General features: G+C 56.5%; 6 protein-coding genes. 3 read left to right on the top strand and 3 right to left on the bottom strand.

The window, feature by feature from the left end:
• Nucleotides 1-126 precede the first annotated feature (126 nt).
• Entirely contained in the window at nt 127-3,672 is a 3,546-nt protein-coding gene (locus RSSM_RS02790; protein ID WP_144059522.1) for a protein kinase domain-containing protein, read from the bottom strand.
• Nucleotides 3,673-4,088: 416 nt separating this feature from the next.
• Nucleotides 4,089-5,006, bottom strand: coding sequence for a DUF1571 domain-containing protein (locus RSSM_RS02785; RefSeq protein ID WP_008674237.1), 918 nt, complete (start codon nt 5,004-5,006; stop codon nt 4,089-4,091).
• A gap of 361 nt (nt 5,007-5,367) precedes the next feature.
• On the opposite strand from RSSM_RS02785, the gene RSSM_RS02780 reads away from it, so the two are divergent.
• A complete protein-coding gene (locus RSSM_RS02780) occupies nt 5,368-5,832 on the top strand; it encodes a hypothetical protein (RefSeq protein WP_008674236.1) in 465 nt (154 codons plus the stop codon).
• 133 nt (nt 5,833-5,965) lie between these two features.
• Here RSSM_RS02780 and malQ read toward each other — a convergent pair whose 3' ends face one another.
• Complete coding sequence (gene malQ, locus RSSM_RS02775) at nt 5,966-7,582, bottom strand: 4-alpha-glucanotransferase (RefSeq protein WP_008674235.1); 1,617 nt, start codon at nt 7,580-7,582, stop codon at nt 5,966-5,968.
• Between the two features lie 645 nt (nt 7,583-8,227).
• Here malQ and rpoB point away from each other — a divergent pair.
• Together rpoB and rpoC are read left to right on the top strand one after the other, a co-directional pair.
• A complete protein-coding gene (rpoB, locus tag RSSM_RS02770; RefSeq protein ID WP_044300759.1) occupies nt 8,228-11,947 on the top strand; it encodes a DNA-directed RNA polymerase subunit beta in 3,720 nt (1,239 codons plus the stop codon).
• Between the two features lie 228 nt (nt 11,948-12,175).
• Nucleotides 12,176-16,459, top strand: coding sequence for a DNA-directed RNA polymerase subunit beta' (gene rpoC / locus RSSM_RS02765; RefSeq protein ID WP_008674230.1), 4,284 nt, complete (start codon nt 12,176-12,178; stop codon nt 16,457-16,459).
• Nucleotide 16,460: the final 1 nt, after the last annotated feature.

Raw genomic sequence — 16,460 nt, 5'->3', positions numbered from 1 at the left:
TGTTGATATATTCGTTTAACGGGCAGCCGTAGGCGACCTACTTGCCACTGCACGTCGCCTACGGCTGCCGGTTAAACGAAAATAGGTTGGCTCTTGATTAAATCGACAGCCCGTGTTGCCGCGGCATCATGGCAATGCGTCAAACCGAACGGCGTGGACGGTCTGTCGATTTTTTTCGTCGTTGAGCATGACAAGTACTTGGTTCTCGTCATCGGAGAACCGTGCGCGAAGGATTCGCTCGTTGGGAGATTTGGCAGTGATGTCGCCGATGGGGTGGAATTTTCGAAGGCTCCAAAGTCGCGAGTTGCTATCCCTGTCAATGCTGACGAGGAACTTTTCATCTCGGCTGATCGAGAGTTTGAACACGGCTTTGTTGTGCCCTTGTAAGACCGCAGTTTGAGATTGCGATTCGATGTCCCAAACTCGGATCGAGGAGTCGATGTGGCCGGTGATCAGTGTCGTGTTGTCATTTAAGAACACTCCGCAGCAAGTGCCGTCACCTGCATCGACCGACCATTTCAAGTGAAAGTCCTGAGTAGAAAAGACTTCTAGTTGTTCGTAGTACCCGCCTACGAGTAGCCATCGCCCGTCGTTCGAAAATGAGACAACTTCCGCGCTGTCGGTGAACTCCCGTTCAAATACTTTCTTTCCATCGTCTACCGACCAAACATGCAAGCGTCGGTTGGTGCATGTAGCGGCAGCCAATCGACCGTCCGGTGAAAGTGCTACTGAAGTGATCCACTCGTCTTCGGATGGCGTAAAGCCAACGGAAAGCTGCTTGATGATTTTCTTGGAGGATAGGTCTGCGATCGCGACGCGTCCGGAATCGACACATGCGATCGCCCGCGATTGGTCGAGGCTGATACCGACCCACTCTTCATCCTCATGGTGTTTGTCGGTGTTGAGTGTTCGCCATCGCTTCGACGGTGTTGTGTATGGTTCGGTGGCGTCCGCAGCGATAGTGGTGGGTGTCCACTGGGTAAGGTCCGCGTCATCGCGTTCTAGCAGGATGAGTTGACTATTCGTGTCGAGCAGAATCGCCTGCTTTCCGCTTTGCAGGCAATCGAAGTCTGCAATTGTCAAGTCAAGCGAAGTGATCGGGCGAAAGATATTAGCAGTCGCGTTGTAAGCAACAATTTTCCCGTCTTCGCCTGTGCTCACCAGCCACTCGTCATCGAGATAGGCCAACGACATGCACGGGCCGTTGTGAAGATAGTCGGCGTGAGACGGACTGTTCATCGGTGGCGTTTCTTGGGCCCGATCCGGCAGTGATGCATAGCCCGTCGGCGTGACCCACGTTTTAACCAGGCCACCTCCGTTACCGGCAGCCAAGCGTGTCATCTGCGCATTGCACGCCATCGATTCCGTGGTGTAGTCAATCCCACTGAGTCGTCCGATTGGATTCCACTCGTTCGTTAAGGTGCCAAGTAAAATTGATGTCTTTCCCCGATGGTGCATAGCCAGCGACTTGCCGTCGGCTGTCAGGCTGAACAGAGTCCGAGTGTTGCCCGGTGTGATCGATACGGTTGGTGTGCCTGTCGCAACATTTTGAAGCGAAGTCGATTCTTCCTTGGCGACTAGGATTTGATGGGTGTCCCCTACAAAGTCGACTTGAATGTTGCGAGTACCGTTGTAGATAGTGCGTGCGATTCCTTTGTCGCTTTCCCAGATGTAAGTGTCACCATACCGAGATGCGATGGCCAGCCACCGGTCATCATGGGACCACGCGAGCGACTCGACTGTCGTCGGCACGCCTTCGATGGGGTGTGATACCGTCAGGTCATCTGGTGAGACGATTACGACCCCGTTGAGTCCGTGTTTGCTGTTGCTGACTCCAACGGCGATTCGGGAGCCGTCTTCAGTGATCGCGAGCCCATCGAGTGCGCCCGAGTCGAGATCGAGCCGTTCGGTCTCACGCTGGAGTGAAAAACTGAATCGTTTGAGCACGCCGTCGCTCGACGTGCTCCAGATATCTTTGTCAGATTTCGAGACCGCGACTTCGGTGCCGGTGCCGTCGTGCTGTCCGAGGATTCGATACCTCGCATTCAGTAGAGCGTTGAGCCACTTCCAACTGAAGTCTCGATGGTCGATGGGGTAACCACTGATCGGATACTTGTCGAGAATCGCACGCGCGTTGGGGAGTCGGTTTTGTTGATAGATCCGATATGCCTGCTGTATATCGGTTTCGTAAATAGTTTGTCTCGCTAGTGCCTCCTGTCGCTGTGCTTCCTCTTCGGCTTGCTGGGAGACCAGCAATAGTCGGTCGGCGCGGGCGCGTTGCCGATTGGATCGCTCGAGGGCTTCGGTAAGTTGCGCTTCATGACGCAGCAAATGCGAAGAGAAAAGCGAGAGGCCCCAGACGCCGGCAACAAGTAATGCGATGCAAACAAATACCAACGCTGCTGTGGAGGGCGAACGTCGGCTCCAACGATAGAACTCTTCCCACATCGGGACCGGTCGAGCCAGCGTCGGCTGTCCGTTGAGGAATCGCCGGATGTCGTCGCGGAGATGCGCGGCGGTGGCGTAGCGTTTATCGATATCCTTTTCGAGACACTTCATGCAGATCGCATCAAGGTCGACGGGGACTTCTCGACGGATGGAGCGAGGACGTCGAGGAGTTACGGTTTCAAGTGCGAGGTGTGTTGCGCCGATCGTCTTCCGCTGAAACGGGCGTCGACGTGTGAGCAGTTCATACAGGATAACGCCGAGAGAAAAGACGTCGCTCGGGTAGCTCACTCGTTCATGAAGTGCCGCTGACTGCTCCGGAGACGCGTAACCGGCGGAGCCAACCGGGCAGCCCGTTTCGGTGAGGTCTCCTGTTTGTTCTCGCACCCGTGCCAAGCCGAAGTCGGTGATCCGACCGATGTAGTCGGCGAGTGAGTCCAAGGGCATTGCGGTTGCGTTTGGATTGCGCAACTGCAGCAAGATGTTGCCCGGTTTGAGGTCGCGGTGCAGGATGCCTTGTTCGTGTGCCGAGTGCATTCCATCGGCGAGTGATTCGATCATTGCCGCCGCTTCGGTGAGATCGATATCGCTGGTCTGCAGTTTCAGCCACTGCGACAAACTCGGGCCTTCCACGTATTCGGCGGCGATGAACGGTGTTCCCGAGGCGACCCCAGAATCGTAAACGCCGATCAAGTTGGAGTGACGTAGTTGTGCGGCGGAGGTTGCTTCGTGATGAAAACGCTGCAGAGCACGTCGGTTGAGCAGCAGATTTTGATGCGGGATTTTGATCGCGACTTTGCGTTTTAGCAGCGAGTCCTCGGCGAGGTAAACCCTTCCCATACCGCCGGCGCCGATCAAACGAATGATGTCAAACCGGCCGAGTGTGCGGATCGATTCGCTTTGGAATTCGTCGCTGAGAAAACCACCGTCAATCTCAAACGCCAGTGGTCCTGTGGCCGCATTAGTGAGACCACCCGTGTCAACGCTGGTGTGCTGCGTTTGGATGCCGCCTTGTGTTTCCACATAAGAGTGGTCGTCGACGGTCGATTCGGTTATCGCTTCGTCACGCCTGGACCGGTGGTTTGTTGCGGCGTGCAGCCAATCTGATAGATAGCGGTGCAACAAAATAGTGAACTCTGTAGATGACTCTACGTGGGCGATGAACGGGCTGGTTGGAATCCTCCGCGTGTTGAGATTGCCAATCAGGGTCCGCGCCTTCGACTGCATTTTGCAGAGTCGGCACATTGGCATTGCTAACGCCGGGCGGGACGCGGGTTAGCAAGGACACACTGTCTTATTGTAACCCATCGCCGGTGGCCACGTGGCAAAAGCCGGCGGCACGTAAGAATGCGAACTCGTGATCGGATCTGCGGTGAACAGTTTGGTGATCAAACGGTCGCTATGTAAGTCGGCAGCACTTGTGTATTCAAGCCACGTGCGTGTTAAAGCGGCATTGCCGTGATATTGCGAGCCTGGACTGTGCTGGGGGCAGTTGGCCCGGGCGCGGCGCACGCTTCTGAGCTTGATCGCCCAAGCGTGAAGGCCTGAGCGTGAAGGCCAGGTTGGGGGCTCGGGAAAGCCCCGTGCGTTTGCCACGTCGCCGCCCTGTGGCGACGACGTCAACTTGCCGTACTCGCGAAGGCTTACGAGTAGAAGTTGTAAGCCTTGTTATTCGGGTCGAAGTCGTCGTCGGTCAGTCCAACGTTCACCTTCAGGTTGAGGTAGTTGTATTCCTCGATGACCTGGCCGGGTTGCCCTTCGCGTGTTGGCCAGTTGTAGGCGATGTAGCGAATCGGCATGTTGAGTTGGTCGTCCATGAAGACCTGAGCTTGGTAGAACTCGGCGTCGGGACGTTGGGTCGGTTGGGTGACTTCGAGCACGGTGCAGACACGGTCTTTAAGTTTCGCGCCTCGGCGGAACTCGCACGTCACGTCTTCGTAGCGGAGTGCTTTCTCGCCGCGCTCGATGAGTTTGACGATCATCTTTTCGACACCGATCTCGGTCAGCGGGTATCGTTGTCCTCGCATCGCGAGCATGCCGTCGACGGGCAGGCTCACGGTGGGCAGGAACCGGCCTTTGAAGCCTCCCTCGTGTGCCGTGAGTTTTCCGTCGTTTCGGTTTTCAACGTAAATGACTTCACGTCCTTTAACCGACGACGGTTTGAGGAAGTTGATGTAGACGCTGAACGGCTGGACGATCTGTCCGCCGGAGACCTTTCGGTTGCGGACTTTGATCGCCATGTATTCATGCTCACCGATCGTACCGTCGATCTGTTCGCGTTTGACCAAGATCGCTGTGTAATCGCGAACTTGACTGCGCGAGATTTCGAGCGATTGGCGGGCCATCTCGAGGCCGCGTTTGAGCGCCGCTTTGCCGGGGACTTCCCGCGGGACTTCGGCTTTGGGGACCGACATCGCGTTTGCGACGCGGTGGACTGGGTTGGCCCATTGAGGGTTGCCCGGTGATTGTGCAGCGACCCGAGTGTTCATCGCGGTAGACATGAAGCCACCGGTGAGTAATCCCGTGGTCAATCCTAAAAACTGGCGACGTGGCGTTTTCATATTCTTATCCGTTCAGCGAAGTCCGTTTGCTGTTGATCCGGTCCGATGGACCGACGCACTTTCCAGGGAGGTGCGTGTGCTTTGTTAAGACATCGACTGCTGCGAATCGTTGCGCCAGCGAGCGGGATGCCTGCCCGCCCGACCCGTGTAACTGACACAAGCCGCATGTCAGTGAGATTCGCGATGGAGTGATGCTGCCGTGAAACTAGCAGAGTGTTGCTTTCGGCGACCAGCCAGATTGTGAAATTTGACTTGCCACTGACCGAGTCCTTACCCTAATGAGGTACCGCCCGACCTTTCCGGTCAGGCAAGCGGTGAGGACCGTTTGTGTTCCGAGTTCCACTTAAACACGAGAGAAAAGATGAAAAACCGAATGGTGGCTGGACTGGCCGTGTTGTTGATCACCTCCGCGTCGGTATTCGCCGCGAATGCTCATCTCAACAAAGAGGTGGATTTGGAAGGCGTCAAATGTGTGGTGGCTGATCGCGACGCCCAGGCCGGCAAAACGGCTGAATACAAGGACGGAAGCGTCTATTTCTGCTGTGGCGGGTGTGCAGGGAAGTTCGCCAAAACGCCCGAAAAATTCGCTATCGCCGCCAATCGGCAGTTGGTGCAGACCGGGCAGTACACTCAAACGGGGTGCCCGTTCAGTGGCGGTTCCGTTGACGAATCGACCGTGATGAAAGTCGACGGAGCCAAGGTCGGATTCTGCTGTGGCAAGTGCAAGGCTCGGGTTGAGTCCGCCGAGGGCAAAGATGCCGCGAAGATGGTCTTTGGCGAGAAAGCGTTCGCTAAGGGTTTCAAGAAGGTCGAGAAAGAGGGCTAGTTCACCTTCGTTTCACGCTTCGTGCGAGATTAACTGTTCACGCGATCAGCCCGGGATTCGTTCCGGGCTGTTTTCGTTTTCAGGGCTCGTTTCGTTTGGTGCTGGTTTATCCGAAGCAGACGCCGTCTTCGGTTCAAGCGCGCTGTGAACGCTCGGTCATCGAGCGGAGTTTTTTGGTCAGGTCCCGCGTGATTGCGGATTCTCGCATCCGCCACGTCCAGTTCCCTTTTGGTTTGCCGGGGACGTTCATTCGTGCTGCGTTGTCGAGGCCGAGGAGGTCTTGCATTGGAATGATCGCGGTATCGCTCGCGGACTGCAAAACCGCATCGATCAACTGCCAGTGCACCGGTTCGCCGGCGACGTGATCGTGTTCGGCGATCCAAGTCTTTAGAGGGTCCGGTTCGTTCGGTTTGCGTTGCTTCAGCCATCCAACGAGCGTGTCGTTGTCATGCGTCCCGGTGTATCCCACCGAGTCGATTGGATAAGTATCGGGGCGGTGGAAGTTGTCGTCAGGGTTATCAAACCCGAATTGCAGGACGCGCATTCCCGGGAAACCGAGTGCCTCGCGGAGTTGGTGGACTTCTTCGGTAATCAGTCCCAAGTCTTCGGCGATGAAGGGCAGTTCCCCGAGTTCTTCCCGGGCGGCGTCGAATGGTTTGGTGCCCGGTCCCGGTTGCCATCGGCCTCCGACGGCGGTTTTGGCCGTTGCGGCGACCTCCCAGTAGGCTTCGAAACCCCGGAAGTGATCGACGCGGAGGAGATCGAACTGGCGCATCGCGGATCCAAACCGCTGGGTCCACCACCGGTAGTGGGTTTTCTCCAACGCGTCCCAGTTGTATTGCGGGTTGCCCCAGAGTTGGCCGGTTTTGCTGAAGTAGTCAGGCGGGACACCGGCGACGAGCGTCGGTTTGCCATTTTCGTCAACCGCGAAGAGCGATTGGTTGGCCCACACGTCGGCGCTTTCGTGGGCGACAAAAATCGGCATGTCGCCGCAAATTCGTACGCCAGCGTCGTTTGCGTGCTTCTTGAGTGCCTGCCACTGGCGGTCGAACAGGAACTGCTTGAAGTTTGAGTAGTGGATCGCTTCGCACAGCTTTTCATCCCAATCCGCGAGCGCTTTGGGCTGCCGCGTGACCAATTCGAGAGGCCATTTCGACCAATCCGATTCGTCGAGATGTCGCATGATGGCTTCGAAGCGTGAGAAGTCTTCCAGCCATGCCGCGTGTTTCTTGCAGAAGGCGAGCAGCGGTGCACGCAGCGGGTGGGAAGCGGTGTTTTGGAACCGTTCGAACGCTCGGCTGAGGGCTGCTTCCTTGAAAACCGCGACGGTTGCGAAGTCGACGTGGTCGGGTGACGTGGCGGTTTGCTGGGTGGCCGGGGCGGAAACGGCAGCCGCGACGCCACCTCCGTCGCCTTCGCCGGTGATGTCCTGCGGTGTTTGGAATTCAGCCGAGTCTGCGTTGCGGCTCTGTTCTCTCGCCTGTTCGATGTCGGACGGGTTCAGGAGACCGTCTTTGACCAGCCCGTCAACGCTGATCATCAGCGGGTTGCCCGCGAAAGCCGAATAGGCACTGTAGGGCGAGTTGCCGTCCGCCGGGGGGGAGAGCGGCAGGATTTGCCAGATCGATTGGCCGGCCTCGGCCAAGAAATCAGCGAACCGGTACGCCGAATCGCCCAGGTCTCCGATACCGTCGTCGCCCGGGAGACTGGTGATGTGCAGAAGTACGCCGGACGAACGAGGGAATTTCATGGCGTTTTTATTCGATGAGCGGGAAAGGGAGGCGCAAACTCTCGGCGAAAGTCGGCCTGGCGGCGGAATGCGTCAATCTTGGGCGACACAAGCGACGATTGATGAAAACAGTGGCAGTTTGACGGTTTGCCGTCACGCTGTCTGCCCTAGTTCGTCAAAGTCAGCAGGTGGACTGCACAAACGGTGCACAAACGGGACCAAAATCCTCGCGTTGCCCTTTGCGAATTCAAGTTTTAGGGTTACATTTCACCTTCGACTATCGCCCCCCGGTATCCCGCAACGCGTCCCAACTGTCTGCCGCCCACTCTCTGGATCTGAGCTTTTTGTGGAATTGTGCCCTCCACATAGCCTCAATTTTGGTCCCGAGAGATTTTTCGTTTCAAGATTGCCCTATGAAAGAGATGTCCGCTCGGTCTGGACATTTTCGTTTGGCTCGTTTGAAACGGCTTGCTGTGAGTGCAGATCTCGGCACGTCTGTTGTGATTGGGCACGAGGATATCGCCGGTTTCGGTAGTCCAACCTAAATAAGTTTAGTCATCTCACTCGTTTCCGGCGTTGGACGGATCTGGCCGCACCGAAATGGTGGCAGATCTCGGCTCCGGGGCGTGTGAATTTGTTCTTCCCCGCGAAGGAGCTTTCCTCTCGATGGCAACCACGACTCAGCGTCGACTTGAGCCCACCAGTGTCCGTAAGTTTGGAACCGGCTTGGGCCAGTTCGAATTGCCGGACCTGACCGCACTACAAACCGCATCGTATTCCGCATTCCTGCAAGCCGATTCAGCGAGCACGGAACGGAAGGACCAAGGTTTGGAGTCCGTGCTGAAGGAAATTTTTCCTATCAGCAGTTACGACGGCAACACGACGCTGGAATACCTGCGTTACGAACTCGGTAAGCCTCGCTATACCGTGCAGGAATGTCGCCAATTGCGTCTGACCTATGGTCGCCCGATGCGAGTGTGGTTGCGTTTGAACCGCGAGGAACCGATCGAGGAAGAGGTCTATCTGGGCGACCTGCCGATCATGCTCGGCGGTGGTGAGTTCGTAATCAACGGTGCCGAGCGCGTCGTAGTGAGCCAGTTGCACCGTAGCCCCGGTGTCGACTTCGTGCTCGAGCAAGACACGACCACCGACCGGAAGTTGCCTTCGTGCCGCGTGATCCCTGAACGTGGTTCGTGGATCGAGGTCAACGTGACCAAGAAAGATTCGCTCACCGTGCGGATTGACCAAAGCGGTAAGTTCCCAGCAACGATGCTGCTTCGGGCAATGGACCCGATGTACAGCACCGACGCGGAGTTGCTGTCGGCGTTTTACGAAACCAAGACGATCAAGGTCTCAGGCGGGCCGGACGCGCCGAAGCTCGAAAACAAAATCTGCGTCGACGACGTGGTCTACCCGAGCGGTCATGAGCGGGCTGGCGAAATCATCGTCGAGCCTGGGCACAAGATCAGCACCGAATTGGCCGAAACCATCTGCGCCGCTGGTGTGACTAGCGTCGAGGCGATGGATTTGCCGAAAGTGCCGCTGATTTTCCACACGCTCGCGGAAGATACGACGGCGAGTCACGAAGAGGCGTTGCTGCGGATCTATCAGCGTCTGCGTCCGGGGAACCCGCCGCAGCTTGAGAAGGCTCGCACGCTCTTCCAAGAGAAGTTCTACGACGAAAATCGATATCGCCTCGGCAAAGTCGGGCGTTTCCGCCTGAACCGCAAGCTCGGTTTGGAAGTCGGCGAAGACGTCATGACGCTCCGTCCGGACGACATGATCTCGGCGATCCGTTACCTGATCGATCTTTTCGACGCGGATAGCGATGCGGAAATCGATGACATTGACCACCTCGGCAACCGTCGTTTGCGAACGATTGATGAGTTGGCCAGCGAAGAACTGCGAAAGGGTTTCTTGAAACTCCGTCGTACGGTTCAGGAACGCATGAGCGTGAAGGACGCTCAGGACATGACTCCGCGTTCGCTGATCAACCCGAAGAGTGTGTCGGCAGCGATCGATTACTTCTTTGGCCGCGGTGAACTCTCGCAGGTCGTTGACCAGACGAACCCACTCAGCCAGCTCGCTCACGAACGTCGTCTGTCGGCTCTCGGGCCGGGCGGTTTGAACCGGAAGCGTGCCGGTTTTGAGGTTCGCGACGTGCACATTTCTCACTACGGACGGATTTGTCCGATTGAGACGCCTGAAGGTACGAACATTGGTCTGATCAGCTCGTTGGCGATCTACGCCGGCGTTGACGACTACGGGTTCTTGATCACTCCGTTCCGCAAAGTGGTCGACGGTAAGATCAGCGATCAAACGGTTTGGCTGCGTGCAGACGAAGAAGGTGAGTCGTATGTGGCTCCCGCCGATACCGAGGTTAAAGACGGTGCATTGGTCCCAGGGCCGAACTTGATCGCTCGTTTCCGTAGTGACTTCGAAATCGTGTTGCCTGAACAGGTCAGCTACATGGACGTCGCTCCGGCACAGATGGTCGGTGTGTCGGCAGGTTTGATTCCGTTCCTCGAGCACGATGATGCGAACCGGGCACTCATGGGTTCGAACATGCAGCGGCAAGCGGTGCCGTTGCTCGTCGCCGAACCGCCAATTGTCGGTACCGGGATGGAACGCGAAGTCGCCAAGAACAGCGCGATGGTCGTTCGTGCTCGTCGCGCCGGAAAGGTGACCTACGCCGACGCCACTCGTATCGAAGTCGGCAGCGATCACTATCCGCTGAAGAAATACCAAGGTCTCAACGAACGTACCTGCCAAAACCAAAAGCCATTGGTGACGGTCGGCGACAAGGTTGAGAAAGGCCAAATCATCGCTGACGGTGCGGCAACTCGATTGGGTGAACTCGCCCTCGGACGCAACGTATTGGTTGGGTTTATGTCGTTCGACGGATTCAACTACGAGGATGCGATCATCATCAGCGAGGAGTTGGTTCGTAACGACACCTACACCTCGATTCACATCGAAGACTTTGACGTCGAGATCCGCGAAACGAAATTGGGGCGTGAGGAATTCACTCGCGACATTCCAAACGTTTCGGAGAAGGCACTACGGAACCTCGACGAAAGCGGGATTGTTCAAGTCGGGACGTATGTGAAGCCTGGTGATATCTTGGTCGGAAAGGTCAGCCCGAAGAGCAAGACCGAACTGACACCGGAAGAGAAATTGTTGCACGCAATCTTCGGTCGTGCCGGTGAAGACGTGAAGAATGATTCGCTCGAGGTGCCTTCGGGTATCGAAGGGATCGTCATCGACACTCACAAATTCTCTCGCCGCATGAGTCTTGGCGAAGAGGAGCGCAAGCAGTTCGAGAAAGAGCTCAAGCAGCACGAAACCGAAGGCAACGATGAGATTGCTAGCACGTTCGAGTCGCTGATCCGTGATCTCGAGGCGGTTGCGGGAACCAAACTGAAGGATGCTACCGGAACGCCTTTGGCCGACGGTCAAGATCCGAAGTTCGTTGCCGAGCGTGCGACGAGTTTCCGATTCGATTTGGTGCTCGATCAGATCGACGAGTCGAAGAAGGAAGACGTCGAGAAGGTTTACGCGTCGCAGTGGCAGAACGTCGAAAACGCAATCGACGAACGTGATCGCAAGCTGAACTCGATGAAACGCGGCGATGAACTTCGCAGCGGTGTTCTTCAGATGGTCAAGGTTTACATCGCGACCAAACGAACGATCAGTGTCGGTGACAAGATGGCCGGTCGTCACGGAAACAAAGGGGTCATCGCGAAGATCCTTCCGATCGAAGACATGCCGTTCCTGCCTGACGGAACGCCGATTCAAATCATGCTTAACCCGCTGGGCGTTCCCTCGCGGATGAACGTGGGGCAGATTTTGGAAACTCACCTCGGGTGGGCCGGTGCCAAACTCGGGTTCCAAGCGATCACGCCGATCTTCGATGGTGCGTCGGAGTCCGAGATCAACGATTGTCTCGCCGAAGCCGGGTTGCCCGCTCACGGGAAGATTCGTTTGACCGACGGTCGAACCGGTGAGCCGATGGAGCAAGAGACAACGGTGGGTTACATCTACATGTTGAAACTGCACCACCTCGTTGATGACAAGGTTCACGCCCGTAGCACTGGGCCGTACTCGCTCATCACGCAGCAGCCACTCGGCGGGAAAGCTCGCTTCGGTGGTCAACGCTTCGGAGAGATGGAAGTTTGGGCTCTCGAGGCGTACGGTGCGGCATACATCCTGCAGGAATTGCTCACCGTTAAGAGTGATGATGTTGAGGGACGAACCAAGATCTACGAATCGATGGTCAAGGGTGAAAACACCTTGGAAGCGGGCACGCCAGCCAGTTTCGACGTGTTGACCAACGAGATTCGTGGTCTGGCACTCAACATGCAGCTTGAAAAACGCCCAATCTAGACGGGAGTTTTCTCTCGAGTGCGGCATCGGGCGAGTCCATTGAGTGATCTCGCCATTGCCGCACCGCCAGAAAAAGTTTCCGTCACCGGAATAAATGACGTTGGGCGAATGCCTGACTGTATCGCGACAAAATCGCTTGAAACCTTCCACTTCAAAATGCTCGACTCCCCCGCCGAGTTTCTCAGGCCCGGGTAATGAGCAAAGAGCTAATAGCTAAAGGCTTCTTCCATGTCAGTTGGCGAAACCAGCAACTACGATCGCATCAACGATTACGCTTCGGTACGCATCTCCTTGGCGCGTCCCCAAGACATCAAGAGTTGGTCGTTCGGTGAGGTCAAGAAACCCGAGACGATCAACTACCGTACCTACCGTCCCGAGAAAGACGGCCTGTTCTGCGAACGTATCTTTGGACCTGAAAAGGACTGGGAATGCGCCTGCGGTAAATACCGTGGGATGAAATACAAAGGGATGATCTGCGACCGTTGCGGCGTGAAGGTCACCCACTCGCGCGTCCGTCGCAAACGCATGGGCCACATCGAGTTGGCCGCTCCCGTCGTTCACATCTGGTTCTTCAAGGCGATGCCATCGCGTTTGGGCAACCTGCTCGCGATGAAAACCAGTTCGCTCGAGAAGGTGATCTACTTCCAAGACTACGTGGTCATCGATCCCGGCGAGACTGAACTCGAGTCGCTGCAGTTGTTGACCGAAGAAGAGTATCGCGCCGCACGCCAGCAATACGGTCCCGGTTCGTTCGAAGCCGACATGGGTGCCGAAGCGGTTCGTAAACTGCTCAACAAACTCGATCTCGTTCCGTTGTCGGAGCAGTTGCGTGTCGACCTGGAAGAAACCGGCAGCAAGCAAAAGAAGAAGGACCTGATCAACCGGTTGAAGATCGTTGAGTCGATCCGTGACAGCGACAACCGTCCTGAGTGGATGGTTCTCGACGTGATCCCTGTGATTCCGCCGGATTTGCGTCCACTCGTTTTGCTCGACAGCGGTAACTTCGCGACGAGCGATTTGAATGACCTGTATCGCCGGATCATCAACCGCAACAACCGTCTGCGTAAGCTCGTCGATTTGAACGCGCCGGAAGTCATCATTCGCAACGAGAAGCGGATGTTGCAGCAGTCGGTCGACGCGCTGTTTGATAACAACCGTTGCAAGCGACCTGTGCTCGGTTCGTCGAACCGTCCGCTGAAGTCGCTGACCGACATGATCAAAGGGAAACAAGGTCGTTTCCGTGAGAACCTGCTCGGCAAACGTGTTGATTACTCCGCACGTTCGGTCATCGTGGTCGGGCCTCGTCTGAAACTGCACCAATGCGGTTTGCCGAAGAAGATCGCGCTCGAACTGTATCAACCGTTCATCATTCGCCGGCTGAAAGAACTCGGCCACGCCGACACCATCAAATCGGCGAAGAAGATGCTCGAGCGGAAGGACGAGGAAGTTTGGGATATTCTCGAACAAGTGATCACGAATCACCCCGTGATGCTCAACCGTGCTCCGACGTTGCACCGGATGGGTATCCAGGCGTTTGAGCCAACCCTCGTGGAAGGCAACGCGATTCACCTGCACCCACTCGTCTGCAAAGGCTTCAACGCTGACTTCGATGGAGACCAGATGGCGGTGCACTTGCCGCTTTCGATCGAAGCTCAAGTCGAAGCTCACACGTTGATGCTCAGTACCAACAACGTGTTTGCACCGTCCAACGGTAAACCGATTATGAGTCCTTCGCAGGACATCGTCATGGGTTGCTACTACATGACGGTGGAGCTGCCGGATCGTAAGGGCGAAGGCATGGTCTTCAGCGGTTACGAAGAGGTCGACTACGCTCTCGCTCAAGGGATCGTCGAACTGCACACCAAGATCAAGATGCGGTTGCCGAAGTTCCAGAAGCTCAAAACAGATGACGACACCGGCGTTTACGGTGAAGTCATCAACACCACGCCCGGACGTGTTCGGTTCAACGAAATGTTGCCCGACGGAATGGACTACTACAACCGCGCGATGCGCAGTGGTGACTTGGCCAAGACGATTAGCGACTGCTATCAACGTCTCGGGCGGAAACCAACGATTCACCTGCTCGACGATATGATGCAAATGGGCTTCCGTGAGTCGACCTGCAGTGGTCTGTCGTTCGCGACGGATGACTTGGTCACGCCGGACACCAAGCAGAAGTTCATCAAAGACGCCGAGAAGACGGTCATGAAGCACAAGAAGGCTTATGACCGCGGTCTGATGACGGGCAAGGAACGTTACAACCAGGTTCTCGACGCGTGGACTCATGCCCGTGAGGCGATCACGGCTGACATGATGAGCGCAATGGAGAACGATATCCGCGAAGGCGGCTGGTACATCAACCCGGTGTTCTTGATGTCGCACTCTGGTGCACGGGGTGGTATTGAACAAATTCGTCAGCTCGCCGGTATGCGTGGACTGATGGCGAAGCCAACCGGGGAGATTATCGAAACTCCGATTAAGGCAAACTTCCGCGAAGGCCTGTCGGTGCTCGAGTACTTCTCGTCGACTCACGGTGCACGGAAAGGTTTGGCGGATACGGCGTTGAAGACAGCCGACAGTGGTTACCTCACTCGTAAGCTCGCCGACGTGGCTCAGAACGTTGTGGTCACCATGCACGACTGCGGTACCACGCAGGGGATCACCAAGGGTGTCGTCTATCGTGGCGAAAAGGTCGAGGTTTCCCTCGCCGATTCGATCAACGGTCGGGTCAGTTTGAAGGCGATCGTGAACCCGGTTACCGACGAAGTGATCGTCGAAGCGGGTCAAATGATCACGCCGGAAATCGCTCGGAAGATCGAACAAATGGGACTGGAGAAAATCCAAGTCCGCACGCCGATGGCCTGCGACGCGCCGCTCGGTGTTTGCCGTTGCTGCTACGGAATGGACATGGCGACCGGATCGCTGGTGGAAGAAGGGATGGCCGTCGGGATCATCGCTGCTCAATCGATCGGTGAGCCTGGAACGCAGCTTACGATGCGGACGTTCCACATCGGTGGTAGTGTGAGCAAGCAGGTCGAAGAGTCGGACATCAAGTCCGCTCGCGATGGTGAAGTTCGCTACACCCGCATGAAGGCCGTTACGAACACCGAAGGACGTGACGTCGTGTTGACGCGAAACGGCCAGGTTATGTTGGTTGACGAACGCGGACGTGAGGTCGAGTCCTACGACATCCCGACCGGTGCGACACTGATGGTCAAAGAAGGTGACAAGGTCACCGCCGGCCAAGTCCTCTGCGAATGGAACCCGTACTCGATTCCGATTCTCTCGGAAGTTACCGGTAAGATCCGCTTTGAAGACGTCGTCGAAGGCGAAACGATGCGTCAAGAACGCGAAGCCTCCGGTAACACGCGTATCACGATCATCGACCACAAGGGTGACTTGCACCCGCAGCTCGTAATCGAAGACTCCGAAGGGCGTCCACTTCACGCACAGTACCTGCCCGAGCGGGCTACGATTTCGGTTCGCGAAGGCGACGAAGTCTTGCCAGGTACCGTGTTGGCTGAAATGCCTCGTGAGACCGGTGGGGTTTCGGACATCACCGGTGGTCTGCCACGGGTTACCGAGATTTTCGAAGCTCGGAAGCCGAAGGATCCTGCGGTTATCGCCGAAGTCGATGGGGAAGTTGAAATCCTCAGCGAGCGGAAGCGTGGTAAGCGAACGATTATCGTCCGCAGCGAATCGGGCATTGAACGCGAGCACCTCGTGCCTCACGGGAAGCACTTCCTGGTTCACACCGGCGACATCGTCAAAGCGGGACAGGCTCTCGTCGACGGTGCACTCGTGCCTCACGACATCCTGCGTGTCACCGGGGAAGAAGCCGTTCAGCAGTACCTGCTGCACGAAATCCAACAGGTGTATCGAAGCCAGCGTGTTGAAATCAACGACAAGCACGGCGAGATCATCATCGCTCGGATGTTGCGTAAGGTGAAGGTCGAGTCCGCTGGTGACACGAACCTGCTCCCCGGCAGCGTGATGGACCGGTTCCACTTCCGCAAAGCCAACCAAGAACTGCGTGGCTGCCTGAAGATTGCGAACCCTGGCGACACCGATTACGCCGAGGGAACGATCGTGCCGAAGGATGCGTTCGAGCAGACTAACGCGGAAGTCGAAGCGATGGGCGGAACACCTGCTAAGGGCAAACGTTGCAAGAGTGCGACGGCGAGTACTCAGTTGCTCGGGATCACCAAGGCGGCGGTTCAGTCGAACAGTTTCATCAGTGCTGCGTCGTTCCAAGAAACCACGAAGGTGCTGACCGAAGCCGCACTCGCAGGCAAGGTCGACAAGCTCGTCGGTCTGAAGGAAAACGTGATTCTCGGTCACTTGATTCCTGCAGGAACCGGTTTCCGGATCTTCCAAGAGTCGGAAGTCAACTACCGTCGCGAGGCCCTCGAAGAGCTCGCAGCGGCACCGGTTACCGCTCTCGAAGAATCGTTCCCACTTCTCGGTGGAGACGGCGAGACCGCAGAAGCATCGGCATCGAGCGGCGAATAGT

Source organism: Aporhodopirellula sallentina SM41, assembly GCF_000346505.1.
Taxonomy (GTDB): domain Bacteria; phylum Planctomycetota; class Planctomycetia; order Pirellulales; family Pirellulaceae; genus Rhodopirellula; species Rhodopirellula sallentina.
Note: the sequence above shows the minus strand (reverse complement) of the source record. Positions and strands in the feature narration are given on the sequence as shown.

Bases quoted from the DNA above. Each gene is read 5' to 3' on its own strand.
- RSSM_RS02790 (WP_144059522.1), bottom strand. From the start codon at position 3,672: ATGCAGTCGAAGGCGCGGACCCTGATTGGCAATCTCAACACGCGGAGG.
- rpoB (WP_044300759.1), top strand. From the start codon at position 8,228: ATGGCAACCACGACTCAGCGTCGACTTGAGCCCACCAGTGTCCGTAAG.
- RSSM_RS02780 (WP_008674236.1), top strand. From the start codon at position 5,368: ATGAAAAACCGAATGGTGGCTGGACTGGCCGTGTTGTTGATCACCTCC.
- malQ (WP_008674235.1), bottom strand. From the start codon at position 7,582: ATGAAATTCCCTCGTTCGTCCGGCGTACTTCTGCACATCACCAGTCTC.
- rpoC (WP_008674230.1), top strand. From the start codon at position 12,176: ATGTCAGTTGGCGAAACCAGCAACTACGATCGCATCAACGATTACGCT.
- RSSM_RS02785 (WP_008674237.1), bottom strand. From the start codon at position 5,006: ATGAAAACGCCACGTCGCCAGTTTTTAGGATTGACCACGGGATTACTC.